The sequence below is a fragment of the Staphylococcus sp. 510 genome (assembly GCF_057219715.1).
The window spans coordinates 96,595-122,815 of sequence record NZ_JBXVVK010000008.1; the positions used below are offsets into that span (position 1 = coordinate 96,595).

General features: G+C 31.4%; 26 protein-coding genes and 2 pseudogenes. 16 read left to right on the top strand and 12 right to left on the bottom strand.

Translation table 11 applies throughout. The features are described from left to right. Nucleotide 1 precedes the first annotated feature (1 nt). Entirely contained in the window at nucleotides 2-1,153 is a 1,152-nt protein-coding gene (locus AC2D8K_RS07825) for a nitrate/nitrite transporter (RefSeq protein ID WP_002450330.1), read from the top strand. A 53-nt stretch (nucleotides 1,154-1,206) separates the two neighbouring features. Here the strand turns inward: AC2D8K_RS07825 and AC2D8K_RS07830 are convergent, their stop codons facing one another. Beyond that, nucleotides 1,207-1,623, bottom strand: a complete 417-nt coding sequence (locus AC2D8K_RS07830; RefSeq protein WP_002450329.1) for an Hsp20/alpha crystallin family protein — start codon at nucleotides 1,621-1,623, stop codon at nucleotides 1,207-1,209. A 238-nt stretch (nucleotides 1,624-1,861) separates the two neighbouring features. Then, on the bottom strand, nucleotides 1,862-2,308 hold the full coding sequence (locus AC2D8K_RS07835; RefSeq protein ID WP_002450328.1) for a MarR family winged helix-turn-helix transcriptional regulator: 447 nt from the start codon (nucleotides 2,306-2,308) through the stop codon (nucleotides 1,862-1,864). A gap of 164 nt (nucleotides 2,309-2,472) precedes the next feature. Between AC2D8K_RS07835 and AC2D8K_RS07840 the strand changes: the two genes are divergently transcribed. The 3 genes from AC2D8K_RS07840 (at nucleotide 2,473) to AC2D8K_RS07850 (ending at nucleotide 5,123) form a co-directional block, all read left to right on the top strand. After that, nucleotides 2,473-3,102 carry a nitroreductase family protein gene (locus AC2D8K_RS07840; protein WP_002450327.1) on the top strand — a complete coding sequence of 210 codons (630 nt, stop codon included), beginning with the start codon at nucleotides 2,473-2,475 and terminating at the stop codon, nucleotides 3,100-3,102. 128 nt (nucleotides 3,103-3,230) lie between these two features. Continuing rightward, nucleotides 3,231-3,596: a DUF3139 domain-containing protein gene (locus AC2D8K_RS07845; RefSeq protein ID WP_002450326.1), complete on the top strand. Its 366-nt coding sequence runs from the start codon at nucleotides 3,231-3,233 to the stop codon at nucleotides 3,594-3,596. A gap of 249 nt (nucleotides 3,597-3,845) precedes the next feature. After that, nucleotides 3,846-5,123 (top strand): cation:dicarboxylate symporter family transporter, encoded by a 1,278-nt coding sequence (locus tag AC2D8K_RS07850; RefSeq protein WP_002452444.1) that lies wholly within the window; start codon nucleotides 3,846-3,848, stop codon nucleotides 5,121-5,123. A 455-nt stretch (nucleotides 5,124-5,578) separates the two neighbouring features. Here the strand turns inward: AC2D8K_RS07850 and AC2D8K_RS07855 are convergent, their stop codons facing one another. The 3 genes from AC2D8K_RS07855 to rsp all read right to left on the bottom strand — a co-directional run bounded on the left by AC2D8K_RS07855 (nucleotide 5,579) and on the right by rsp (nucleotide 8,895). After that, nucleotides 5,579-5,923 (bottom strand): DUF4889 domain-containing protein, encoded by a 345-nt coding sequence (locus tag AC2D8K_RS07855; protein ID WP_002452443.1) that lies wholly within the window; start codon nucleotides 5,921-5,923, stop codon nucleotides 5,579-5,581. A gap of 376 nt (nucleotides 5,924-6,299) precedes the next feature. Further along, entirely contained in the window at nucleotides 6,300-6,722 is a 423-nt protein-coding gene (locus AC2D8K_RS07860) for a pyridoxamine 5'-phosphate oxidase family protein (protein WP_002452442.1), read from the bottom strand. 70 nt (nucleotides 6,723-6,792) lie between these two features. Then, on the bottom strand, nucleotides 6,793-8,895 hold the full coding sequence (gene rsp, locus AC2D8K_RS07865; protein WP_206140833.1) for an AraC family transcriptional regulator Rsp: 2,103 nt from the start codon (nucleotides 8,893-8,895) through the stop codon (nucleotides 6,793-6,795). Nucleotides 8,896-9,800: 905 nt separating this feature from the next. Between rsp and AC2D8K_RS07870 the strand changes: the two genes are divergently transcribed. Next, nucleotides 9,801-9,968 (top strand): hypothetical protein, encoded by a 168-nt coding sequence (locus AC2D8K_RS07870; protein ID WP_157748009.1) that lies wholly within the window; start codon nucleotides 9,801-9,803, stop codon nucleotides 9,966-9,968. A gap of 112 nt (nucleotides 9,969-10,080) precedes the next feature. Here the strand turns inward: AC2D8K_RS07870 and AC2D8K_RS07875 are convergent, their stop codons facing one another. Then, complete coding sequence (locus AC2D8K_RS07875) at nucleotides 10,081-10,452, bottom strand: YbgA family protein (protein WP_002452439.1); 372 nt, start codon at nucleotides 10,450-10,452, stop codon at nucleotides 10,081-10,083. A 188-nt stretch (nucleotides 10,453-10,640) separates the two neighbouring features. On the opposite strand from AC2D8K_RS07875, the gene AC2D8K_RS07880 reads away from it, so the two are divergent. Further along, complete coding sequence (locus AC2D8K_RS07880; RefSeq protein WP_002452438.1) at nucleotides 10,641-12,080, top strand: sucrose-specific PTS transporter subunit IIBC; 1,440 nt, start codon at nucleotides 10,641-10,643, stop codon at nucleotides 12,078-12,080. Nucleotides 12,081-12,148: 68 nt separating this feature from the next. Here AC2D8K_RS07880 and AC2D8K_RS07885 read toward each other — a convergent pair whose 3' ends face one another. Together AC2D8K_RS07885 and AC2D8K_RS07890 are read right to left on the bottom strand one after the other, a co-directional pair. Continuing rightward, complete coding sequence (locus AC2D8K_RS07885; RefSeq protein ID WP_002452437.1) at nucleotides 12,149-13,096, bottom strand: magnesium transporter CorA family protein; 948 nt, start codon at nucleotides 13,094-13,096, stop codon at nucleotides 12,149-12,151. Between the two features lie 61 nt (nucleotides 13,097-13,157). Then, nucleotides 13,158-13,766: a TetR/AcrR family transcriptional regulator gene (locus AC2D8K_RS07890; RefSeq protein WP_002452436.1), complete on the bottom strand. Its 609-nt coding sequence runs from the start codon at nucleotides 13,764-13,766 to the stop codon at nucleotides 13,158-13,160. A 162-nt stretch (nucleotides 13,767-13,928) separates the two neighbouring features. Here AC2D8K_RS07890 and AC2D8K_RS07895 point away from each other — a divergent pair, with 162 nt between their 5' ends. After that, nucleotides 13,929-15,206, top strand: a complete 1,278-nt coding sequence (locus tag AC2D8K_RS07895; protein ID WP_207023741.1) for a YhgE/Pip domain-containing protein — start codon at nucleotides 13,929-13,931, stop codon at nucleotides 15,204-15,206. A 117-nt stretch (nucleotides 15,207-15,323) separates the two neighbouring features. Here the strand turns inward: AC2D8K_RS07895 and AC2D8K_RS07900 are convergent, their stop codons facing one another. Genes AC2D8K_RS07900 through AC2D8K_RS07910 form a run of 3 tightly spaced genes read right to left on the bottom strand, consistent with a single transcriptional unit; the run spans nucleotide 15,324 to nucleotide 16,531 of the window. Next, on the bottom strand, nucleotides 15,324-15,749 hold the full coding sequence (locus AC2D8K_RS07900; RefSeq protein WP_002452434.1) for a lipocalin-like domain-containing protein: 426 nt from the start codon (nucleotides 15,747-15,749) through the stop codon (nucleotides 15,324-15,326). Nucleotides 15,750-15,785: 36 nt separating this feature from the next. After that, nucleotides 15,786-16,397: an SDR family oxidoreductase gene (locus AC2D8K_RS07905; protein ID WP_347813353.1), complete on the bottom strand. Its 612-nt coding sequence runs from the start codon at nucleotides 16,395-16,397 to the stop codon at nucleotides 15,786-15,788. Continuing rightward, nucleotides 16,379-16,531 carry an SDR family NAD(P)-dependent oxidoreductase gene (locus tag AC2D8K_RS07910; RefSeq protein WP_484698411.1) on the bottom strand — a complete coding sequence of 51 codons (153 nt, stop codon included), beginning with the start codon at nucleotides 16,529-16,531 and terminating at the stop codon, nucleotides 16,379-16,381. Before AC2D8K_RS07910 ends, AC2D8K_RS07905 begins: the two co-directional genes overlap by 19 nt. 299 nt (nucleotides 16,532-16,830) lie before the next feature. Here AC2D8K_RS07910 and AC2D8K_RS07915 point away from each other — a divergent pair, with 299 nt between their 5' ends. Continuing rightward, on the top strand, nucleotides 16,831-17,745 hold the full coding sequence (locus AC2D8K_RS07915; RefSeq protein ID WP_002452431.1) for a LysR family transcriptional regulator: 915 nt from the start codon (nucleotides 16,831-16,833) through the stop codon (nucleotides 17,743-17,745). A 59-nt stretch (nucleotides 17,746-17,804) separates the two neighbouring features. On the opposite strand, the gene AC2D8K_RS07920 is transcribed toward AC2D8K_RS07915, so the two are convergent. Then, nucleotides 17,805-18,719, bottom strand: a complete 915-nt coding sequence (locus AC2D8K_RS07920) for a phosphatase PAP2 family protein (protein WP_002452430.1) — start codon at nucleotides 18,717-18,719, stop codon at nucleotides 17,805-17,807. Nucleotides 18,720-19,066: 347 nt separating this feature from the next. Here AC2D8K_RS07920 and AC2D8K_RS07925 point away from each other — a divergent pair, with 347 nt between their 5' ends. From AC2D8K_RS07925 to AC2D8K_RS07960, 8 genes and pseudogenes are all read left to right on the top strand, one after another. Next, nucleotides 19,067-19,846 (top strand): SDR family NAD(P)-dependent oxidoreductase, encoded by a 780-nt coding sequence (locus AC2D8K_RS07925; RefSeq protein ID WP_002452429.1) that lies wholly within the window; start codon nucleotides 19,067-19,069, stop codon nucleotides 19,844-19,846. A gap of 167 nt (nucleotides 19,847-20,013) precedes the next feature. Next, complete coding sequence (locus AC2D8K_RS07930; protein ID WP_002452428.1) at nucleotides 20,014-20,433, top strand: MarR family winged helix-turn-helix transcriptional regulator; 420 nt, start codon at nucleotides 20,014-20,016, stop codon at nucleotides 20,431-20,433. A gap of 96 nt (nucleotides 20,434-20,529) precedes the next feature. Next, nucleotides 20,530-21,885: an MATE family efflux transporter gene (locus tag AC2D8K_RS07935; RefSeq protein ID WP_049424218.1), complete on the top strand. Its 1,356-nt coding sequence runs from the start codon at nucleotides 20,530-20,532 to the stop codon at nucleotides 21,883-21,885. Between the two features lie 207 nt (nucleotides 21,886-22,092). Then, a pseudogene (locus AC2D8K_RS07940) lies at nucleotides 22,093-23,346 on the top strand (copper resistance CopC/CopD family protein). Between the two features lie 11 nt (nucleotides 23,347-23,357). Next, on the top strand, nucleotides 23,358-23,948 hold the full coding sequence (locus tag AC2D8K_RS07945) for a YcnI family protein (protein ID WP_002452424.1): 591 nt from the start codon (nucleotides 23,358-23,360) through the stop codon (nucleotides 23,946-23,948). Between the two features lie 188 nt (nucleotides 23,949-24,136). Further along, nucleotides 24,137-24,550: a DUF2871 domain-containing protein gene (locus AC2D8K_RS07950; RefSeq protein WP_002452423.1), complete on the top strand. Its 414-nt coding sequence runs from the start codon at nucleotides 24,137-24,139 to the stop codon at nucleotides 24,548-24,550. Between the two features lie 319 nt (nucleotides 24,551-24,869). Beyond that, nucleotides 24,870-25,034, top strand: a pseudogene (locus tag AC2D8K_RS07955) (IS5/IS1182 family transposase); the annotation flags it as partial. Between the two features lie 129 nt (nucleotides 25,035-25,163). After that, nucleotides 25,164-26,198 carry an NAD(P)/FAD-dependent oxidoreductase gene (locus AC2D8K_RS07960; protein WP_002452422.1) on the top strand — a complete coding sequence of 345 codons (1,035 nt, stop codon included), beginning with the start codon at nucleotides 25,164-25,166 and terminating at the stop codon, nucleotides 26,196-26,198. Nucleotides 26,199-26,221: the final 23 nt, after the last annotated feature.

The window sequence follows — 26,221 nt, forward strand, 5'->3', positions numbered from 1 at the left end:
TATGGACAAGACAAAAGGTGGATTTCAGCTCACATTACAAACACTTAGCTTAGTAGTTGGTTTTATGGCATGGAGCATTATTTCTCCATTAATGCCATTTATTTCTCAAGACATTAAAATTTCAGCTGGACAACTATCCATTATTTTAGCAATACCAGTCATTTTGGGATCAATATTACGTGTTCCTTTTGGATATTTAACTAATATTATTGGAGCCAAATGGGTATTTTTCTGTAGTTTTATAGTGCTTTTATTTCCCATTTACTTTTTAGGGCAAGCACAATCACCAAAAATGATGATGTTATCTGGATTCTTTCTTGGTGTGGGTGGTGCTATATTCTCAGTAGGTGTTACATCAATTCCAAAATATTTCCCAAAAGATAAAGTAGGATTAGCGAATGGTATTTATGGTATGGGAAACATTGGGACAGCGATTTCATCATTTTTAGCACCGCCAATTGCAGGGATTATTGGTTGGCAAACAACAGTTAGAAGTTATTTAATTATTATTGCTATATTTGCAGTATTAATGTTTATATTTGGAGATAACCATGAGCCTAAAGTAAAAGTACCGCTAATATCTCAAATGAAAATCTTATTTAAAAATTATAAACTATACTATACAAGTCTTTGGTACTTTATTACATTTGGTGCGTTTGTAGCTTTTGGACTATTTTTGCCAAACTATCTGGTGCAACATTTTGGTATAGATAAAGTTGATGCAGGCATTCGTTCAGGTATATTTATTGCTTTAGCGACCTTCCTGAGACCAGTCGGAGGCATATTAGGTGATAAACTAAATGCAGTTAAGGTTCTAATGGTAGATTTTATCATTATGATTACAGGTGCATTGATTTTAGGTTTCTCTAATCACATCGCATTATTTACCATAGGATGTTTAATGATAAGTGTGTGTGCAGGTATTGGTAATGGTCTTATTTTTAAATTAGTACCATCATATTTCGCGAAAGAAGCTGGATCAGCGAATGGTATTGTATCAATGATGGGGGGACTAGGCGGCTTTTTCCCACCATTAGTAATCACTTATGTTACAGGGGTAACAGGTTCAAGTCATTTAGCATTTATCTTTTTAGCTATTTTCGGACTCATCGCATTAATCACAATGGTTCATTTAAATAAAAAAGAAGCATAAATATATAACACCCTCATCTTGGTTATACCGTGACGAGGGTGTTATTTTTTGATTTATAATATAGATATAGTTGTTGCGTCTTCAGAATCGTGTTGTTGTTTAGGTAAGCGTATATTTAAGACGCCATCCTCAAATGTTGCTTTGATTAAATCTTTATCTACATCCTCAAATTCAAATCGACGGACAAGTTCTCCGTTAGAACGTTCATTCAATTGCGCTTGTCCATGATGAGGTTCTAGAAACTTATTAGCTTTAATCGTTAATGTATGATGATCAAAAGTTAATGATATATTTTCCTTTTTTACGCCTGCAAGTTCAGCTTCTATTAAATAATGATCACTTTCATTATATAGGTTGGCGGGAAATGCTTGTGAGGAAAACTGATTAAACACTTGCTTACCTAAATCTCTAAACATATCAGTAGGGTCATTTTTTAAAAATGCATTGTTAAAGAAGTCATTACTAGGCATACGATTCGCTCCTTTTAATTAACTAAATTTGAATCATATTTAATTGTAGATTCATTATATGTACTGTTTAGGGTGAGGTAAAGTAAAAAGGATTTATGGAGTGATTATTAGTTCTAGAGAATACAGACAAAAGCTTACAATATGAAACATTTGTTCACATAACTTGGATTTACATGTATAAAAGAAAGATATGAATGTTGAGGGAAAGTTTACTTTTGTCTTTTTCTCTATAGAAGTATTACTTTTCTGTGGATTTATCAAAGTTTTTAGAAACAAACATTTGAAGATGGTTGATTAATTCTTTCGCTTCGTTAACGTCGATATCAAATTCGCCAAATACTTTTAGTGACACTTCAGATAATGGTTTTTTAATACTTTTACCATGATCAGTCAGTGAAATTTGAAGGTTTCTTTCATCTTTTTCTTCACGAGTTCGAACGACGTAATTTTTCTTTTCTAATTTTTTTAGTAATGGTGTTAAAGTGCCTGAATCTAAGAAAACTCTATCACCTAAAGTTTTGATGTTAAGTTTCTCATCTTCTTCAATCGCCATTAGCACTATATAACCAGTGTACGTGAGTTCGTATTCCTTTAAATAACTAGAATACTTTTTGATAATTTCTTTAGATGAAACATAGAATAAAAAGCATAATTGTTTGCTTAAATAACTATTTTCTACATACATTAAATCACTCCTTGTTAAGCTAACAATATTATGAAGTGTATGACTTGTCAAGTGCCGTTCTAAGTGATATAGGCAAATTGCTTTTCATTTAAAAATTACAAAATTATAATAAAACTTAATTGTTTTGTAATATCAAACGACTTATTTAGAAAGAGGAGAACTTTATGGAAAGAATCTCAAAATTTGATGATGTATTAAAAGGAAGAAAATCTGTAAAAGTATTTGATACCGAATATATAATTAGTCACGAAGAAATGGATGAAATGATTCAAAAAGCAACGAAAGCACCATCATCCGTAAATATGCAACCATGGAGATTAATGGTAGTGGATTCTGAAGAAGGTAAAGAGAAAATCTTACCATCATTTGGGATGAACTCAAGACAAGTGAACACATCTTCTGCGATGATTATTGTTTTTGGTGATTTAAAAAATTATGAAAAAGCTGAACAAATTTATGGTGATGCAGTAAGTAAAAAACATATGACTGAAGAGATTAAAGATAAAATGTTAAGTTGGGTGCTTCCTCATTATAAAGGGCTATCAAGAGAAGGCATGAAAGATATCGTAAATATTGATAGTAGTTTAATGGCGATGCAATTTATGCTTGTAGCTAAATCTCATGGCTATGATACGAATCCAATCGGTGGATTTGATAAAGCTAATATTGCAGACGTTTTAGGTTTAGATAGTGATCGTTTTGTACCTGTTGTAGCTATTGCAGTAGGTAAAGGGGCGCAAGAAGCGCATGAATCAGTACGTTTGCCACTTGATGATGTTAGACAATATTTATAATAACGTATAGACAAGCGTTTAAGTACAAAATTCAGATAAGAATATTTTGTTACAAAAGTTTTATAAGACTTTAAAAATGTATGCTTTTCGTTCATACTAATTAAGATAAGGCAAAAGGAGTCTATAAAATGAGTAGGAAACAGAAATTAATTAGAATTATTATTATATTAATCATTTCGTTAGTTTTAGCATTTGCATTTTTCTTCGCACTTAAAACATATCAAGGCCATAAAAATATTGAAATGGTCGATAGTTATTTTAAAGAACATCATCTAAAAGATAAGATAAAAAAAGAAGAAACATTATATAGTGCTAAAAAAGGTGTGTATTATAAGGAAGTTATTTTTAAAGATGAGCCTAAAGTAACTTACGTGATACAACCTATAAGTACAAATAAAGGTATCTTTGCAGAAGGTTTTGATACTGAAACTAAGAAAAGTCTAAAGAGTGCTAAACATAATTACTTTAATAAAAATTATAAGCCCTCAAATTAGTCAAAATATTTTTAGGTTATCGATTTAAAAAATCGGTAACCTTTTTTTCTTATTGTGTAAGTTTAATATGTAGTTAGAATTGTGATTAAAACAATAAAAATGGTAAAAGTAACCGTAGTAAAATACTCTGGTTTCACAAATATTTAGAAATTTCAACACAATTATTTGTATTTGTTATTTAAAAAATTATAGCTATTTTTAAGTTATCTGATATAATTAAGTGATGTCAGATGAAGGGGAGTTTGCAATATGGCTCTATTCAAGAGAAAAATTAGTCTTCCAGTGCAAGTATTAATTGCGTTGGTTCTAGGTGTTGTCGTTGGACTTATATTATATGGAAATGAAGAAGCGGCTAACTACATAAAGCCATTTGGAGACGTCTTTTTAAACTTAATTAAAATGATCGTTATTCCAGTTGTGTTCTGTTCTTTAGCGTTATCTATTTCGAACGTAGGGGAGTCGAAAACTGTAGGTCGCTATGGATGGAAAACAATACTTTACTTTGAGATTATAACAACAATCGCTATTGGTCTTGGGATTATTTTTGGTAACTTGTTCAAACCAGGTTCTGGACTTGATCCATCCAAACTACCAAAGGGCGATATTTCTAAATATCAATCATCTGCACACGCTGCAGAACAATCTACATACGGTAATCATTTTATTGATACCATTGTAAACATTGTACCTACAAACTTTTTTGAAGCTTTAACTAAAGGAGAATTATTACCAATTATCTTCTTTGCTGTATTCTTCGGTTTAGGCTTAGCTGCCATCGGTGAAAAAGCAGAACCTGTTAAATCTTTCTTAAGTGGTACATTAGAAGCAGTATTCTGGATGATTAACAAAATTTTAAAATTAGCACCATTAGGTGTCTTTGCATTTATTTGTACAACCATTATTACATTTGGTGCATCAGCTTTACTTCCTCTACTTAAACTTGTATTAGTTGTCGTCTTCGCGATGGTATTCTTTGTAGTTGTAGTATTAGGAATTGTAGCAAGAATGTGTGGCATAAGTATTTTCTCTATTATGAAAATACTAAAAAGTGAAATTCTTTTAGCTTTCTCAACATCAAGCTCAGAAGCTGTATTACCAGTAATGATGAAAAAGATGGAAAAATTTGGTTCACCAAAAGAAATTACATCATTTGTTATACCAATTGGATATACATTTAACCTAGACGGTTCAGCATTGTACCAATCAATCGCTGCTTTATTCGTCGCACAAATGTATGGTATGCATTTAACGTTAACAGAACAAATTGTGTTAATGTTAACATTAATGCTTACATCAAAAGGTATGGCAGCAGTTCCAGGTACTTCAATCGTTGTTTTATTAACAACATTAGGTGCAATGGGATTACCAGCTCAAGGACTTGCATTAATTATAGGAGTTGACCGTTTATTAGACATGGTACGTACAGTCGTTAACGTTATGGGTAACGCTTTATCAACTGTAGTTATCGCAAAATGGGAAAACTTATATGATAAGAAACAAGGCCAAGAGTATTTAAAATCACTATAAAATAATAAATCTGACATTTTTAGAGCCCCTTATCGCTTTAGCGATTAGGGGCTCTTATGCATTAGCGCAAGCTAAGGCGAACCGAAGAGGAGAAAATCGCATTAGCGATTAGGGGCTCTTATGCATTTAAAGAAGTACTTCCATTTTTAATGGTTAGTACTTCTTACGCAGTAGCGAAAGCTACTGTGAACCTTAAAAGCACTTCCATTTTTAATGGTTAGAGGCAGTGGATGACTGGTAAGTTACTACGCGATGCTTGTAACAAACCTAGTCATCTTGTGCCGGTGAAGAACGACGAAATATAAAATTTCTGTTCTTCACCCTCTTACGCAGTAGCGAAAGCTACTGTGACCCTTAAAAGTACTTCCATTTTTAATGGTTGGAATTATGTGAATACGAGCAATATATACAAATAAAAAGGAAGCAAGCCATTGATGACTTGCTTCCTTTTTATATTACATATGCATATGTCCCATATCATGGATTTGAGTCATTAATCCATGTGGTACATCGTCATGATCTACTTTTTTCACTTTAGCAATTTTGCCAGTTTTTTCGTTCTTAGTAATCATAACAAAATCTTCTTTTTTAACAGATACTTTTGCATCTGATGGAAGTTTAATGTTCTTTTCAATTTTTTCGTCTTTTTCACTAATCATTTTATCTATTGTAGTATCATTTTTCATAACACCATAGTATGTTTCTTTTTTGCCGCCAGCCATCATTGCGACAACTAAAACAATACATACAATAAGCATAATTGCGATAAGACCAAAACCTAGTCCTTTTTTACTCTTCATTATATATTCTCCTTTAGTATTGTTGTTTTCTATTTCATTTATACAGAAAATTAGAGTAATTTGCAATTAAATTCAAAATATAAGTGTTTATTATTAATTGGAAAATTCATAAAATATACGCATTTGTCATTAATTAACAAAAAATATATCTGAAAGGATTAATTTTACGGATTAGTATTGGACGATCCATTGGTCGTACAAGTTGAGTCACGTAAATGTTTTTATACATAAGCTCCTCTATCATTTAGTTAAGTGGCATTTATTCAATTACATGTGTAAATGTGATATTAAATATAAAAAAGCACAAAGATGATTTATATTTTTTAATCGCCTTTGTGCTATGATTTTGGAGTTGTGTTCTATACTCGCTATATCATTATAATTCAATTGTGAAAGGTGTATCTAAATCTTTGTCATTCATTAGTTTGATAGACTTAGGAATAACTTTTAACACACATAATTCAGGGTCTTTATTAGAATCAAAGAATGATTTGTCCTGTGTTTCCCATAACCAATCAATGACTTTTTGATCTTTAACAACTTCAATCGTTGCATCAATTTCAACAAAGCTATGATTAGTAGTCTCATTATAACCTAATAAAATATAGGCATAAGGATTATCTTCAATCTCTTCAACTTTAATTGAGTTGATATTTGTCTTAGTATAAAGCGTTAATTCATCATTATAAAACACCATATATCTACTATTAGGTTTATTATTAAAAGCAGTAGATAATACACCGACTTTAGAATGATCTAATACTTTTTCAATCGCTTCTGTTGCTTTTTGATTATCCAATATAATCATCTCCTTAGTGACAACTATATCCTTAAATGACCATTGTTAAACTTTAGCTATATTTAAATCATTAATTAGGTTTAATACAAACATACTTCACTTCATCGTGTTTTAAAATCAACTTGATATCTTGATTATCGTGTTCTAGGAGTGACAATTCAGTTTTTGGGTGATTCGAACGTTCTAGTTGTTCAACCATCTCCTTATCAAGAAACAGTTGTTGTCTACTCTTCGGTAATAAATTATCAATAGTGCCATGTTCATTATTCAACGTTTGGATAGTAATTAATGAATTTGCTTTTAAATGATTTTTAAATATGAATTCTAGTTGTGTATCAGATAAATATCGATCATTGATTTTATTAAATAAAATAAAATGATAATTACCATCTTTTCGGCTCATGATGTAATTATTAGAAATTTGAATAGGTTCATTCACAAATGCATGTGCCATTTTATAAATATGAATGAGGGGAAGTGCATTACCGAATTCATTAAATAGAGAAATATAAATTGACCCCGTTGCAATCAATTGGTAACTAATGCCACCACCATAGCGTAATAGCGCAATAATATGACACACTAAGTCGGCGAGTTGTAATGGATGTGTACCGTTGTTAGTATATTTGAAACATTTTAATGATAAATAATCATACACAAAGCGTGTGGAGTCTATACCAGAATCCATGATAAATTGCTTATAATTATCAAAATGAGTGGTTGTATGATTATATGTTTTCCTTTTGTTAATCAAGGATAATGTCGTTTCTATATTTTCAATATCTATTAAATAATAATCAAAATTGAGTCTTCTTAAAATATCATATGTTTTATCTAACGTTTGTTCTTGATGCAATAATCCATCTATAGTCACACCATATTTGATATCTCTATTTTTATTTCTAATTTTTAAATGACATAGATGAATATCATGTATGGTCATTGTTGCTGAATCAAAAATGAGCATCAGTTTGACTGTCTTTTTATTTAATTGATAGTCTGTATGACCTTGTAAAAACATCAAGACGAAATGATTAACTGCCTTAAAATCCTCTTTGGATTTAATGGTCATTGCCAAGCCGATATGTCGTTCGAATAATTTATCAAAGCATCTATATAATAAATGATAATTGATTTGATTCGTTGTTAAATCCTTTATATCGTTGATAAGTATGACCGGTTCAGGTAAAAATGAAAAGTCTATATCGAAATAGTCATTGAAGGTGAAGTGAAATAATTCATTGAAATTATCAAGTCGGATAAATGCTTTGGAAGCTTTTGAATGATCTTTAGGATCAAAATGTTCTAAGTCAATTTTCGTAATTTCTGTAGTTATTTGATCATTAAAATTAAAGTTTTCTATGAGTGGTAAAAATGCCTCATTATCGTAATCAACAATGTTTAAATGTGGCATAGTATCAATTTGATTGATATAAGTACGATATTGTTTAGGGCTAAATTGTAAATAGTTTTTAAATTGATTAGTAAAATTGGTATGACTAGTAAAACCAGATGTTTCGGATATAGCGTTGATTGATAAATGAGAGGTCATAAGTAGATTAATAGAATGACATAATTTTAGACTTGTAAAGTAGTCTTTAAAATTCATATTCAAATATCGATTAAATAAATTAGAACAATAAGATTCAGAAATACTACTATTATGAGCAACATCCTTTAAAGAAATTGGCTGAGTCAATTGTTCATCTAGAAATTGAAGACAATTTGCAAATAAAGGAGAATTTACTGCAATGTTAGGTATATAATTGCCTTCTAATTTTATTACTGCTTCTTTATATAAGGTTTGTATGATTTTAGAGCAGACTTGTTGGTCTTTATGGTCTTTTGAATCTTGTTGTAATAATTGAAGTAATAGCGTTTTGATGTAATCACTTGATTGCAATAAATGTCTATCAAAGTAACATTCAAAAAACGACGTATCTTCTATGTAGAAATAAAAAATAGGTATATTTAATTGAACTAAATGTGTCGCATTTTTTATTTCATATATATCACCATGATTAATAATTGCAATATGAGCATCTAAATCTTTAAGTTCACCGTTAATTTTAATCCTTAATTCATGACTTAATGAAAATAATATGATGATTTGATTAATATTACGACATGGCTGCGTTTGATGTTGAGTGAATAGGGATAAATGGCATGACATGTTATGTGATGTGACTCCTCTTAGTTTTTTAGTATTAAAATATAATAATCACTTATAAATTGTTCAAATTGAATATATATGAGAATATTCATAGTCTAAGTCATTTAATATGCGATTGAATAATAATAGTTATTATAATAGATTTTCATTCAAATAGTAATAGTTAAAAATAAAAGTTATTATAGCAATTTTTGTGAAAACGTAGTCAATTTTGTGTTGTTTGCAATACAAATGGAAATTTAGAAATGTAGTAAAGAGTATTTGGAAATTTTCAATAGAGTGAGAATGAAATATTTAGTGGATAATAATAATAGATTTCAATCCAAAAGAAATTTAAAACATTTAAATCTTGGATTGTTAATCTGTGGTTTTAAATGTACGTTATATTCACATCTTAGATATAACAACAAAAGAGAGAGACAACACAGAATCACATACGCCATATTTAGTGAATAAATAATCAACTTAAAATAAGAATAAACATCGAGATTTAACGCATACAATCCTTATTTCTTCATCACACATAAACTCTATGTGTAAAGGCATAATGACATTGGTTTGAAATCTTTAAGATATATCAACTAGAACATGCAGCTGATTTTGACCAATATAGAAATAGGGTGGCATCCTGAGAAATCACATCTTCTGAAAATTAAAGTATGATGAAGCATCAATTTTTAAGTAGCGATTTTTATAATCATTAATTTGAAATACTCCCCCCGAAGTGATAACAAATTAAATGAAGCATGACAATAACTTTCACTGGATGTTATAGCATTAAGTTCTATTTATTGTTTATTATTATTTTGTGATACATCTTAGAATTAATCTTTCTTTAGAATTTAACATAATGTACATTTAATGTGGATTAAAGGTGACTACCTTTTTGACACAAAATTAAGAGGTTGAGATATAAAGCTTTTTGCTCTGGGAAACCGATTAACGGCGTCCCAAAAGCAGGATTATCGGCAGAAGGGACCCAACATAGAGAAATTGGTATTCCAATTTCTGCAAACAATGCAAGTTGGGCAAACACTCACGATTCGACAAAATTTGGAAAACAATTCAAATGAACAAACTCAACTATTGAGTTTGTAAGAACTACTAACCTATGAATAAGGAAGTAGTTCTTTATCATCGTTTGGTTCTGCACAAATCCTTAACGCTTTTGTCACGACCTCTTTTTTATTCATTTAATACTGTACTTTGTTGTATATACTGCACGTTATATTTATCAGCTAATATACTTAAAAATGACATTAAATCATGAATGGATACGTCATGGTTAATAAATAGTTTCTTTAATTTTTGAGCACTTTGCTTTTCTTCGTCAGTAGCCCATTTTTTAAAGTATCCCCACATATGATCATAAGCATTGATGACACTTCCTTGACTGGGTTCAATAGTGATAGCATGTTCAATCATCATACGAATTTCCTCGTAAGAAACTTGCGATTTTAGTTTTTCTCGAATAGCATCATATTGTTTTTGACTATGCAGTAAAACACGATATTTTTCTTCTCGCCATAATTGTTCGATGTGTCCACGTTCTTTCAAGTTGTAGCCCCCTATGCGTATAGTATTCATATATACCCGTATTCATAACTGTTCAATGACATTGATAAAGCTAATACTTTTAAATTTAATCAAAAAGTAAAAAGGTGGTGTTGATTTAATTATTGGAACCGGTTACAATTAAAGTAGTTATTTTGGAACCGGTTCTAAAAATGGGAGGGATTAGACAAATGAACTATAAACAATCTGCAGAAGAGATACTTAATGCCATTGGTGGCGAAGAGAACTTAGATTCAATGGCCCATTGTGCAACCAGACTTAGATTAATATTGAATGATGAGAGTAAAGTTGATGAAGAAGCCTTATCTAAAATGGATGTTGTTAAAGGAACATTTTCAACTGGTGGACAATATCAAATTATTATAGGGTCTGGAACTGTTAATAAAGTATTTAACGAAATGGAACATATCACTGGTAAAGAAGCGTCTACGACTTCTGAAGTGAAAGACAAATCGACTAAAAATATGAATCCATTACAACGATTTGTCAAAATGCTATCTGATATTTTTGTACCAATTATTCCGGCAATCGTAGCTGGTGGTTTATTAATGGGTTTAAACAATCTATTAACAGCTAAAGACTTATTTTATGCAGGTAAATCTTTAATTGAGGTACACAGCCAATTCGCAGGACTAGCAGATATGATTAATATATTTGCGAATGCGCCATTTACATTGTTACCTATTTTAATTGGTTTTAGTGCTGCTAAAAGGTTTGGGGGCAATCCGTTTTTAGGGGCTGCACTCGGTATGATTTTAGTACATCCAAGTTTAATGAATGCCTATGATTTTCCAAAAGCAGTAGAAGCAGGTAAAGCGATTCCACATTGGGATGTATTTGGATTACATATTAACCAAGTGGGTTATCAAGGACAAGTATTGCCTATGCTTGTGGCAGCTTATATATTAGCCACAATTGAAAAGTGGTTGCGTAAAGTAGTTCCAACTGTATTGGACAATTTATTAACACCATTGTTATCTATCTTTATCACAGCGTTTTTAACATTTTTATTTGTTGGCCCAATTACAAGACAACTAGGTTATTGGTTATCTGATGGATTAACTTGGTTATATGAATTCGGTGGTGCTATTGGAGGATTAATTTTCGGTTTATTATATGCACCTATTGTCATTACAGGTATGCATCACAGCTTTATTGCAGTGGAAACAACGCTGATTGCAGATCAAGCTAAAACGGGCGGTTCATTTATATTCCCAATTGCTACGATGTCTAATATGGCACAAGGTGGGGCAGCCTTAGCATCATTCTTTATTATAAAAAATAATAAAAAATTAAAAGGTGTTGCTTCAGCAGCAGGTATTTCAGCAGTTTTAGGTATCACAGAGCCAGCCATGTTTGGTGTTAACTTGAAACTACGATATCCATTTATTGGTGCCATCGTTGGCTCTGGTTTAGGAGCAGCCTATATTTCATTCTTTAAAGTCAAAGCTATTGCATTGGGGACTGCAGGTATACCAGGATTTATTTCAATCAATCCTAACCATGGTGGTTGGTTACATTATCTAATCGGTATGGTCATTGCATTTGTAGTATCTGTGATTGTAACGTTTGTCTTATCTAAAAGAAAAAAATATAAAGAAGTTCAATAAAATAAAAAGATGGACAGTTAGAGTACATTGAACTCTAGTACTGTCCATCTTTTTATATTTAAAACTGGTTATAACTTCTGTTTTCGCCATAAGTATACACTGACAATCGCAACAAGTATCAGTGAGATACCAACAACGATAATCCAAGAAATATAACTATGATCATCTAATGGTAATGGAACATTCATACCAAAGAAACTAAATACGAGTGTTGGAAGGGTTAGTAACACCGTAAACATTGTTAAAGTTTTCATAATGGTGTTCATATCATTAGATAATAGTGATGCATAGGATGTTGTAATACTTTCTAAAATGCGCTGATGTAACTCAGTAGTTTCTATCGCTTGGTTATTTTCAATAATTAAATCTTCCAGTAACTCTTCGTCATCTTCAAATCGTTTAATAGCAGGCAAACGGAATAATTTTTTAATAATGGTATCGTTACCTTTTAATGCGGCTAAAAAGTAGACTAAACTTTTTTCAACTTCCATTAATTTGAAAAGTTGTTTATTTGTAATGTTATTCTTTAATTCTCTTTCAATACGAATTCTTGATTTATTAAGCAATCTTAAGTTTCTATTATAATGGTTCGCAATAGTAGTTAATATTTCTAAAGCGAATCGACTATGAAATTTGAGATTAATATTATCTTGTCTTGAAAAATTCTCTAAGAACTCATTTTCAGCATCACAAATTGTCATAACAATACCATTTCCAATGACGATACCCAGCGGAATCGTAATAAATGATAAAACACTACGATTAGTAGAATTGATTAATGGTAAATCGATAATAATGAGAGAGTATCCAGTGTCTTCATCATATTCGATACGTGCGCTTTCTTCTGAATCTAATGGATCTCGTATAAAATCTTCAGGTAAATGATAGTGATCCATTAAATATTCGATTTCTTCTCTATCAGGTTCAACAACATTAATCCATAATGCTTGTTGATCTATTGGTGTTTCAATAATTTCATTATTAATTTGATTTGAATGTTTATATGCAGTGATCATTTGTTAAAGTCCTTTCAAAGCTTTTTTTCAAACGCATCACTATGTTTATCGAGCAATGTGTTTAATTCATATGGTTATATCTCTGTTCGGCCATAATCCTTAGTGGACCGTAATAAATAATTTTAAAAATGTGTGTCACTAATTCGTCAACAGAGATACGGTTTGAGTCTAATACCCAATACCTAATGATAGATATTGTAGCACCAGATACGTAACTATGAAAATACATTTCAGGGATGCCTTCAATTTTGTTATCGACACTGACTTGATGTTTCATATTATATTGTATCAAATCGCTTATTTTTTCTTCTAAGCGACTTTTTCTTTCTAAACTCAAAATCGTATTGTAAAAGTCTAGATTATCATACACATGTTGAATAATGTTACGCAACACTTTATCAATAAATAATGTTGCTATCATTTCTACATTATCGCCTTGAATCTCTGAGAATTGAGTGAATTTAGAAATTTGTTCTATACACTCATCTTCCATATCAGTGAGGAGTAAATATTTATCTTCATAATGTAAATAAAAAGTACCTCGATTGATGTCAGCTTTATCTGCAATATCTTGAACTGTAATATTTTCAAGGCTTCGTTCTTTCAATAATTGTATGAAAGCATACTTAATTGCAGATTTAGTTTTGCGAACGCGTCTATCTTCTTTCAAAAATGTAAAACCTCCCTTAGTTAATAGACAATATTCATCATTGTGTTCAATAACGGACGTTTTTCTATTAATTGATTGTTGTTTATTTATTTAAACTCATTATAATTGGAAAAGTGATAAATATTCAACACAATGTTGAATTGCTTCAAGGGAGGAAAAGTTATGAATATATTTAAAAGCAAATTACTATGGTTGACACCAATCGCAATCATTTTAATATTAATGATTTTTGCAATTGCATTTTATCCAGCGTTTAATCCTAAACCTAAAGATATGCCAATCGCAATTGTAAATCACGATGAAGGTACTTCTATTCAAGGTAAAAAGATGAATATTGGTGACAAACTAGAAGATAAATTATTAGATAGTGATTCTAAAGCAATCAAATGGGTCAAAGTAGATAGCGAAAAAGATGCTAAACAAGGCATGGAAGATGAAAAATATTATGGCGCTGCTATATTTGAAAAAGATTTTTCTAAACATGCGATGAGTAAAACTCAAAAAGTAGTCATGGACAGCAAAAAAGCTGAAATGAAAGAGAAAGTTGAATCTGGTGAAGTGCCAGCGCAACAAGCACAAATGATGGCTAAAAAAATGGGTAATCAAAGTGTTGATGTCAAACAAGCACAATTAAAAACAATTGTAAGCCAAGGATCAAGTTTACAAGGTTCTCAAATGGCTACAAATGTATTGTCAGGTATGGGTGACAATATTAACAAACAAATTACTAAACAAAGTCTTCAAACATTAGAAAAACAAAATGTTAAAGTTGATGCTAAAGATATTGATTCTGTAACTAACCCTGTTAAAGTGGATAATGAAAAAATCAATAAAGTAAAAGACCATCAAGGTGACGGTAACGCACCATTCTTAATGTTTATGCCAATTTGGATGGGATCAATTGTTATTTCTGTTCTACTATTCTTCGCATTTAGAACAAGTGGTAATATTAAAATTGCACATCGTTTAATAGCTTCTGTAGGACAAATTATCTTTACAGTGATTGCAGCATTTCTTGGTAGCTTTGCATATGTGTACTTTATGGGAGGCGCACTAGGATTTGACTTCGATCATCCAAACCGTGTTGCAACGTTTGTAGCGTTAGCGATTATGGGATTTGTTGGTTTAATATTAGGAACAATGACTTGGTTAGGTATGAAATCTGTGCCAATCTTCTTCATTGCAATGTTCTTTAGTATGCAAATGGTAATGTTACCAAAGCAAATGTTACCTAAGTTCTATCAACGTTATATTGTAGATTGGAATCCATTCGTACATTATGCTACAAGCTTAAAAGAAATCATTTATATGAACCACCATATTGAGTTGAATTCAACAATGTGGATGCTTATTGGATTTATGATTTTTGGTGCTGTATCTAGTTTATTAGCAGCAGCTATTAGAAAACATAGTACAAAACGTACTGAAGTACCATCATAAAATCAAGCTTTTTAATATACACTGTCGATAAGATATCATAACTTATCGGCAGTGTTTTGATGTATACAAAAAAGAGCAATCCCTTCTGACGGGGATTGCTCTTTATGTTATGAATAATTAATGATTAACGCGTTGCCAAACGAGTTTTTGATTGGGATTGTTTCCATTTTCAATGCTAAGTGTATGACCTTCAAGTTTGAATATACGTGGTTGTGTATCACCTAACCATGTTGGATTCATACTAACGTTCATCGTATGATAAACGGTTTGGTTTTCTTCATCTAATTCATATTTACCAGCATAAGCTAAATAGCCATGTGCAGCTTTCGCCATTACATCTTTAGTACCAGTGTGAAGATCACCAGATGCATAAGCAGGACGACCTTGTTGCATCAATTGAGCTGACATATAACCATCTGGATTATACATAATAAACCCAGTTGCATCTTTGCCTAATGGATAGAAAATTTGGCCATTTTCATCTTCATCTTGATAACTTACTAATGACCATGTACCGATTAATTGTTCTTGTAATTGACTCATATTAAAATGCCTTCTTTCTTAAATATTAATTATGAATTATGCGTTTGAACCGCCAGAAACACTGATTGTTTCACCTGTGATCGCAGATGCACCATCTGATGCTAAGAAAACAACAGTATCAGCTATTTCAGAAGGTTCTAATAAGCGATTCATTGGTGATTTACTTGTAATATGTTTTTCCATTGCTTCTTGTTCAGTAGTACCATCTTGTTCTGCTAATTTTGCAAGTTGGTTTTCGATTAATTTTGTACGAACAGGTCCAGGTAATACAGCGTTTGCAGTAATACCATCATCGACTGTTTCAAGTGCAATTGTTTTTGTGAAACCAATTTGTGCGAATTTAGATGCTACATACGCTGATTTGAATGGATCAGCCATTTCACCATGTGCTGATGAAATAGTGATAATACGGCCTTGTTGTTGTTGTTTCATGCTTGGTAATACATGTTTAGTCATTAAGAATGTGCCTGTTTGAATAACACCAATAACTTGGTTCCATTTGTCTAATGGGAAGTCTTCAATTTTAGATATATATTGAATGCCAGCATTGTTAACTAAAACATCGATGGCACCGTATTGATTAGTTACATCTTTGATAGCATTTTTAACCGTCGTTTCATCTGTAACATCTAAACACCTTTCTCTAATGACTGAGCTGCTGCTTCAGCAGCGTCTTTGCTCATATCAAAAATGAATACACGATCACCTTGTTGATCAAACGCTTGTGCGATAGCATAGCCAATACTTTGACCTGATTCTGTTACGATAACATTTCTATTCATATATGATTCCTCCTAAGCTTGAATTATGACCTAAAATGGTTCGAATAGTGTTTTAATAGTAAATAAATTGTAAAAGTAGTTATAATAATGGATACGACTAACTTAATTGTTGAAAAATCAATTCTATAGAAGCCATACAAATTAGATTTCATGAGATATAACTATTTAATTATATTAAGTTTTAATTTTTGTCGATTTGTTGACAATGATTATTATCTACCTGAAATCGTGATTTGTAAAAGACGTATTAAGATATAAAAGTCATAACTAAATAGTTATAAGGAGAAAGTGGTGAGTTAATGATTAACACAAATTCGGTCCAATATTTAGAAGCGGTAGGACGTTTTGGTAGTATATCTCGAGCAGCCAAACATTTATATATTTCTCAACCATATTTGAGTAAGTTTATTAAGGACATAGAAACTGAATTAGGTGTTACTTTCATAAATAGAGAAAGTAGCCCTATCACATTAACGTATGCTGGTGAACGCTATTTAGATTATATGAACCAAATTAACTATACATATAAAGAAATGAAGCAAGAATTACAGAATATTTCAGAATTAAAAAAGGGAAGATTAGTAATAGGTGTGAATCCCATATTAGCAGCTCATACGTTATACGATATATTGCCTGAATTTATAAAAGCGTATCCCGGTATCGAATTAAAGTTAATTGAAGAGCCGTCTCATCGAATAGAGCAGCTTCTGATAGATAATAAAATAGATATCGCATTAACGATATTACCGTTTTATCAAGGGACTTTTAAATATGATGTTTTATATTCAGAAGCGATTTATTTAGCATTACCTCCTGATTACGCATTACTCTTAAGTCAACAAAGTGAGGAAAAAAATGCGGAAGACATACATGATGATATAAGAAATGAACGATTTATATTATTGAAACCCAATATGGCGTTAAGACATCTTACAGATCAAATTCTAGAAAATCATGATATCACGCCACAAATTGCAATGGAGACAATGAGTGTTGATAATGCATTAAGATTAGTAAATGAAGGATTAGGTATGACTTATGTTCCTGAGAGTGTTAAAAATAGTATGTCTCAGTTTAAAGGACATTTTATCAAACTCGATGCTTCTAAATATGCTAATCACGTTGTGTTAGCTTATAAATATGATAAACTCAATCATTTGTCCAAAGGTGCATATGCATTTTTAGAAATGGCAAAGTCGATTTATAGGAAGTAAAAATAGTAGCCTGAGACATCAATTACGTGTCTCAGGCTACTATCAGTATGATAAAACTTTTATTCGTAGTGTGGCGTTGAGTGGTGAGTTGTTAATTTTTTGATAAGGAAATCAGCAATTAACATTAAACTAAACATGATAATTAAGCTCATAGTGACATCACTCGTAAAGTGAGCGCCAATTCTTATTCTACTAAGAGCCATCAATACACTATAGATTAATCCTATAATAAACATCCACTGTCTCGTTGATAGTTTTTTAAAGTAAAATGCAAAGAACATGAAGAAAGCGCCGTTTCCAGTATGTCCAGAAGGGAAGGAACTATGCCCTGTATTACCATTAATTGTTAGCCAATTGGTAAAATGACCTGCTTTATCTTCAATTTCATATGGTCTGACACGACCCCAAAGTTCTTTCATATTGTCAACGAGTTCTAATCCGATGAGTAATATCATAAAGCTAATCATAGAGACTTTGAATAGTCTTTCTAATTCTGACATATCTATACGTTTTAGCCAAAATTGATAACAAATGAATGCTATAACGATTAAGATAATAAATGAAATTAAGAAACTCAATCCAATAGATAAAGCTTCACCAGTGTTTCCTTCGTTATTTGCCATGCCCATAGGTTTATGCTTTTTAATGTTTTCTGATGTAGACATCATGTATTGTACAGTTTCAGATACCAATGCATTAGTCTTAATTAATGTATAAACAAAAGATACTATCAAAATGATAGTTTGAGCCAATCTACTCTTAAATGTCTTAAACACATAATAGTTAAAAATAATCATAGATATTATTAGTACAATTGTGGGTGGGAAGAGTCCGTAATTTTGGAAAATAGTGCCGAATAACGAGTTTTGATCCATTAAATGTTTAGAAATCGATTGATCTAAAAACGTTGCAACACATAAAACAATAATAAGAACACCTAATGTAGCTGAAGCAAGTTTTTTTGAAATAACCATATGATCCTCCTAGATGTTATGTATTTGTAAAGCGAGATTACAAGCGACGTATCTATACTAAGTTTTCTATAAGTATATTTATATCTTGTTAAAAGGTAGTAATTATTTTTTAAGTCATTGTTTTGTGAATATTAAGATTATGTAAATGGAAAGTTTTAAATAAAGTAATGTATCTATGGAAATTTTTTGAGTATATATGAGTGTTCATTTGTGCAAATCTATAATTAATTTTATCTTATAAGTGTAATATGAAAAATATTTATCTATAAAAGTAAGCGTTTGCACTATGAATTTAGATTGATTTATTTTAAAATGAGCATATATACAAACATAAGGAGATGGATTGAATGTCAGTATTAGATAAATTTAAATTAGAAAATAAAGTTGCGATTGTAACAGGTGGTGCATCTGGTTTAGGTAAAGCCATGGGGAAAGCATTAGCTGAAGCGGGTGCCAATCTTGTGATTGCTGATATGAATTTAGAAGTTGGTCAACAAACAGCTAAAGAATTCGAAGAAGAGACAGGCAACAAAGCAATTGCATGTGAAGTAGATGTTACAAATATTGATCAAGTTAACGCTATGGTAAAAGAAACAATGGATACATTCGGTCATATCGATATTTTATTTAACAATGCAGGTATTAATGAGCATGTTAACTTTGAAGATATGCCGTATGAACGTTGGAAAAAAACGATGGATGTTAACTTAAATAGTATGGTATTAGTAACGAACGCAGTAGGAGAAGTATTCCGTAAACAACAAAGCGGTGTGATCGTAAATACATCTTCAATGTCAGGTGTTATTGTTAACACACCACAACCACAAGCTGCATATAATACATCAAAAGCAGCTGTTATCATGTTAACTAAAAGTTTAGCTAACGAATGGGCTAAACATAATATCCGTGTCAACACTATTGCACCAGGATACATGAAAACAGAATTAACAAAAGATTATTTCGCTAAAGGCGGCGACATGATTGATACTTGGATGAACATGACACCAATGAATCGTCCAGGTGTTCCTGAAGAATTACAAGGTGCTGCACTTTACTTAGCTTCAGATGCATCATCATTCGTTACAGGATCAGTCATTACTGTTGATGGTGGTTATACTGCATTATAATAATGAAGATTTATAAAGCTAGCTCATTTTTGAGTTAGCTTTTTTATTATTTATAGGTCTATGTACCTGTTTAATAATCAGAAAATTAGAACTTTAATATATCGGTTGTAAATTTGAAAAAGCATGTTATTATATTACTTAGATATCTAAGTAAATGAGGTGAAGCGATGGAATTAACGTATCAATTTTTATTAAGAAGCTTAGCGCACCAAATGAAAAACTATGCAGATCGAAGGTTAGATGATTTTGGAATTACTCAAGAACAGAGCCATACATTAGGTTACATTTATCGGCATCAAGATAAGGGTATATCTCAAAAAGATTTGATGCATTTTTTTGATAGAAAAGGATCTACAGTTAGTAACATACTAAAAAATTTGGAGACACAGGGATTAGTTTTTCGTAAAGTAAACCCACAAGATACACGTAGTAAAATATTAAAACTAACAGATGAAGGTGTGTCGTTAGTTGAATCATTTACAAAAGTGTTTGATGAAATTGAAGAACGAATGTTATTAAATTTTTCAGATGAAGAAAAAATAAGATTAAAAGAAAATTTGGAACAGATGATGAAAAACTTAGAATAATACGTGGTTATTGCTAATAATAATAACCACATTATTTTTTGATATATATTTAGATATCTAACTATTAGCCATCTAACGAAAAAGGGAGTAAGAATAATGAAAGACGAACAATTGTATTTTTTTGAAAAAGCACCTATCTTTAAAGCGATGATGCATTTCTCATTGCCAATGATGATAGGGACTTTATTAAGTGTTATTTATGGGATTTTAAATGTATATTTCATAGGATTTTTAGATGATAGTCATATGATTTCAGCTATCTCATTAACATTGCCAATCTTTGCAGCTTTAATGGGGTTTGGTAATTTATTTGGAGTTGGTGGTGGAACATATATTTCACGACTACTGGGTGCTAAAGATTATAGTAAAAGTAAATACGTAAGTAGTTTCTCAATATATGGTGGATTATTATTTGGTATAATTATTGCATTAATTACAATACCGTTTACAGATCAAATTGCACAAATATTAGGTGCACATGGTGAAACAATACATTTCACAAGTGAATATTTAAGAATTATGTTCTTAAGTGCGCCATTTGTTATTTTGTTCTTTATTTTAGAACAATTTGCGCGTGCGGTAGGCGCACCATTTGTATCTATGGCCGGTATGTTAGCAAGTGTTGTATTAAATATGATTCTAGATCCAATATTAATTTTTGGATTTGATTTGAATGTAGTTGGAGCAGCTTTAGGAACAGCTATTTCAAACTTAGCGGCTGCGATCTTCTTTATCATTTATTTTGTGAAAAAAATTGATTCATTATCATTAAATATTAAATTTGCTAAACCTAAAAAAGATATGATGGCAGAAATTTTCAAAATAGGTATTCCTGCTTTCTTAATGGTAGTACTTATGGGAGTAACTGGACTAGTATTGAACTTATTCTTAGCTCATTATGGTAACTATGCGATTGCAAGTTATGGTATTCAATTTAGATTAGTACAATTCCCAGAATTAATTATTATGGGATTAAGTGAAGGGGTTGTACCATTAATTGCTTATAACTTTGTTGCTAATCAATCAAGAATGAAAGATACAATTAAAGCAGTTATAATATCTATCTTTGCAATCTTTGCAGTAAGTATGGTAATTGTGTTCATCTTTGGACACCAAATTATTCAGTTATTTAGTACAGATCCGCATATTGTTAGCCTAGCAACATTTATGCTACAAGTTACAATGACATCATTACTATTAAATGGTATCGGATTCTTATTTACTGGTATGCTACAAGCAACTGGTCAAGGACGTGGTGCAACGATAATGGCTATTTTACAAGGCACAATCATTATTCCAGTTTTATTCGTTATGAATAGTTTGTTTGGTTTAACAGGCGTAGTATGGTCATTATTAATTGCTGAGACATTATGTGCTTTAGCAGCAATGTTAATCGTTTATTTATTAAGAAATAAACTAACTGTTGATAAAGAAGCATTATTAGAAGAATAATCATTAGCATTCAATTGGAGGTTGAGACATAAAATTATTGTGATTTGGGAAACCGATTAACGGTGTCCCCAAAGCATGATTAATCGCTTTGTCTCGACCTTTTTTGTCTAATTCGTGAATAATTTTTAATATTATTGTGAATGATACTGGTAATCGTTATGATGTAATGTGGAAAGAAAGTTGAAGTAATAAAGATAGGGGGATTCGATGGTACATATTCAAAGGTACCCAAAAATCGTTATTGCTTTAATAATGATTTGTTTTCTTTCGTTGATGCCATCACTGATGAATGAAGCTTCAGCTCATGCAACTTTGGAAAAGACGAATCCTAAACAAGATGGCGTTGTAAAACACATGCCTAATGAGATTGAATTAGAGTTTAATGAACCTGTTAACTCTAAGTATTCCAATATCACATTATACAATGATAAAGGAAAAGAATTAGGTAAAGTGAAACCATCGACGTCTGGATGGTCTAAAACGTTAGCATTTTCAACTGACAAAGTCGGCAAAGGTACACATACAATTAAATGGTAAGCTATTTCGGCCGATGGACATGAAGTTGGAGACCAATTTGAATTTTCAGTTGGTAAAGTTACTGCGAAAGATATAGATACATCTAATGCCTTTTATGAAGAACCAAGTTTCTGGTTTGGTGTTATGCGATATATTGCGGAAGGCGCTACGATTATATTAGTTGGTTTCTTTTGGTTGAATCGTATAGCCCAACGAAAGCAATTGAAGTCGTTTGATCTATTTCCAAAACAGTTTGGTATTGCATTGATGTTGATGATGTCATATGTAATGGCATTATTGCTTTACATGATGACATTAACTTCTGACGTAGTAGATGATATTTTGTCGCTTGATATTGATGTTTTGATGCAATTTCCATTTATTTTAAGCTCAATTGCAATGATATTATTATATGCGTTAATCGTAATTAGAAATATGGATCGCATATGGTATGTACTTGTTTCAATTGTAATGGTTTTAACAATAGCGATGTCAGGTCATGCGTGGTCACAAACATTTCCGATTTGGTCCATTGTGATTAGGACGATACATATATCAGGCATGACACTATGGATTGGTGCACTTGTATATCTCGTATGGTATGCAATGATTAAGAAATCATTAGATCAAGTGAAGACAGTTCGCTCAATGCTATTTAAAGTAAATGTGATTGCGGTTACGATGATTATCGTTTCAGGTGTATTAATGGCAATTGATGAAACCAATATTTTGGCGATTTGGTCAAATATGCAAACATGGACTACACTAATGTTAGTTAAAATCATAGGTACGATACTTATGATGGGATTAGGATTTTATCAAACTTCAAAATCACTTGGTAAACGTCAACAAGTCAATCGCATAACATTGATTACAGAATTGGTAATGGGAGTCATACTTATTTTTATAGGTGTGATGATGAGTCAAATTAATATTCCAGGATAAGGAGCAAAATGATGTTTAAAAAATTAATATCGATGAGTTTTATTTTATTTATTGCATTAGGACTATTTAAAGTTGCCGATGCACATGTCACATTAAATCCTAATGAGAGCGAGCCCAAATCATATGATAAATATGATGTACGTGTTCCAGTAGAACAAAATGACAACACAATAAAAGTAGAGTTAACAGTACCAAAAGGTGTGAATCTTGAAAATGTAGCACCAGTTGACGGTTTTAAGCATTCTTTCGAAAAAGATAAAAAAGGGAACATCACAAAAGTAACATGGAAGGCCACTGGTAAAGGTATCGGTCCAAATGAATTTATAGAATTTCCAATTGTAGCGGCTAATCCTGATAAAGAAGGTAGTTTCAAATGGAAAGCCGTTCAAACGTATGATAACGGTGACGTCGTAAAATGGAACGGAAAAGAAGATAGTGAACATCCTGCACCAATTACAACTGTGAAAAAAGGTGCTAATCCAAATGGCTCACATAGTGATCAATCATCAACTACAAGTGGTAGTACAATTGCACTATGGATAGTATCTATTGTCGCAATTTTACTTTCACTAATTGCAATTTTTAAGAAAGCACGTAAATAATCATTTGAATTAGAGATAGAGTTATATAACGCTTGAAGCATTGCTATTTTGAATAGCGACATCATACAACGTTATGGCTCTGTCTCTTTTTATATAACTCAATTTTTAAAATAGTAATGATGTTGTTGTATTGTCACTTTCATAATGATAAATATGTTCTATAATATAGAGGTGAGGGAGGAAACATCATGCGTAGATTATTATACTCATTTTTAATTTATATGATTATTGGATTATTTAGTGGTTTTTATTATAGAGAATTGACGAAAATGCACGATTTTACGGGTGATACACAATTATCATTAGTTCATACACATACATTAATTTTAGGTATGTTCATGTTTTTATTATTACTACCTTTAGAAAAAGTTTTTAAATTAAGTAGCTATTATTTATTTAATTGGTTTTTCGTGATTTATCATATTGGTTTATTAGTTACAATTGGTATGATGACAGTCAAAGGTACATATCAAGTTATAGGTAAAACTGTTCCAGCATCTTTCCCTGGTTTTGCAGGTATGGGACATACGGCTATGTTAGCCGCATTATTAATACTGTTTTTCTTATTAAGACAGGCGATCATCAAAGAACCAAGAGATTAAAACGAAGAGTCTAAGATATAAATGCCAAAAATAATAGCACAAAGATGATTTGAAATTTTAAATCATCTTTGTGCTTTAGTTATATTCAATACTTCGTATTGACTGACTTCGCTTTCCTAGGGTGCCGTCTCAGCCACGGTCTTCGACTGGCACTGCTCCCTCAGGAGTCTCGTCACCAATACTCCGTATTAACGTGTAATTTTACTTTGGAAAATAAGGAACTTTAATATAATTTAATAAATGCCACTAAACTAAATTAACGAGGTGCCTTATGTATAAAGTTTATAACATGACTCAACTTACACTACCAATTTTCTAAGGTCGAAAAATAGAAAACTTGCTTAATGATATCATTAGAATGATTTGGTTATCACAAAATTAAACACCCTCATATAAAACTATTAATCGTTTTAGAGTAAACCCCAAAACAGATGCATTAATTGAATCTTTATTTGTCCAGTTTCATAGTCAATGTCTCAAGCAGTTTTTTGTGAAGTGATTTGCTTCATAAGTCAAATATCGTATAGTATAATGAAAAAGTATTAAATGATAATAATTTTCAGTTAAAGTATAAATATATGTTTTTTACAGTGTTATTATAGGGGGAAGCAAAATGGAAGACGTTACAATTATAGGTGGCGGGCCAGCAGGTTTATTTGCAAGCTTTTACTCAGGTCTAAGAGGGATGTCTGTGAGAATCATAGACGTTCAAGATAAATTGGGTGGAAAGATGCAAGTTTATCCAGAAAAAATTATATGGGATATAGGTGGCGTAGCACCTAAACCTTGTTACCAAGTAATTGAAGATATGATTCAACAAGGGTTACACTTTAATCCTAAAGTGAATTTAAATGAACGTGTCATAGATATAAGAAAAATAGATGAAAGACACTTTGAAGTTGAAACTGAAAAAGGCCATATCTTCCATTCTAAATCGGTTATTTTTGCAATCGGTGGTGGGATTATAAATCCTAAACCATTAAATATCAAAGGGGCTGAAAGATATCAACTGACGAACTTGCATTATGTCGTGCAATCATTTGGTAGATTTAAGGGGAAAGATGTACTTATTTCTGGTGGCGGCAATACTGCGTTAGATTGGGCGCGTGATATTGCTCAAATTGCGAACAGTGTGACAGTTATATTTAGAAAACCAGAAGTGTCTGGATATGAAGCAATGACTAAAGTTCTAGAAGATTTAAATGTAACATTGATACCACATACACAAATTAGTGAACTCATAGGTAACGAAGAAGATACGTATATTCACCAAGTTAAATTAGAAAACATAGAGACAGGAGAAATGACTATAGCGTCATTTGATGACGTCATCATTAGCCATGGCTTTGATCATGAAAATCCGCTATTAAAGGATTGTACATCACAATTTGAATTATATGATGAATATCGAGTTAAAGGTTTTGGAAATACAACTACTAATATTCCAGGTATCTTTGCATGTGGTGATATTGTACATCATGAAGCAAAAGTTCACTTGATTGCGAGTGCCTTTAGTGATGCAGGTAACGCAGCTAACCTTGCTAAAACGTATATTCAACCTGATGCTCCAACAGAAGGCTATGTGTCAAGTCATAATGATATCTTCAAAGAGTCTAATAAAGAAATTATAAACCAATATTTATTTTAAAAAGAAAAATTTGGAGGAGTCAT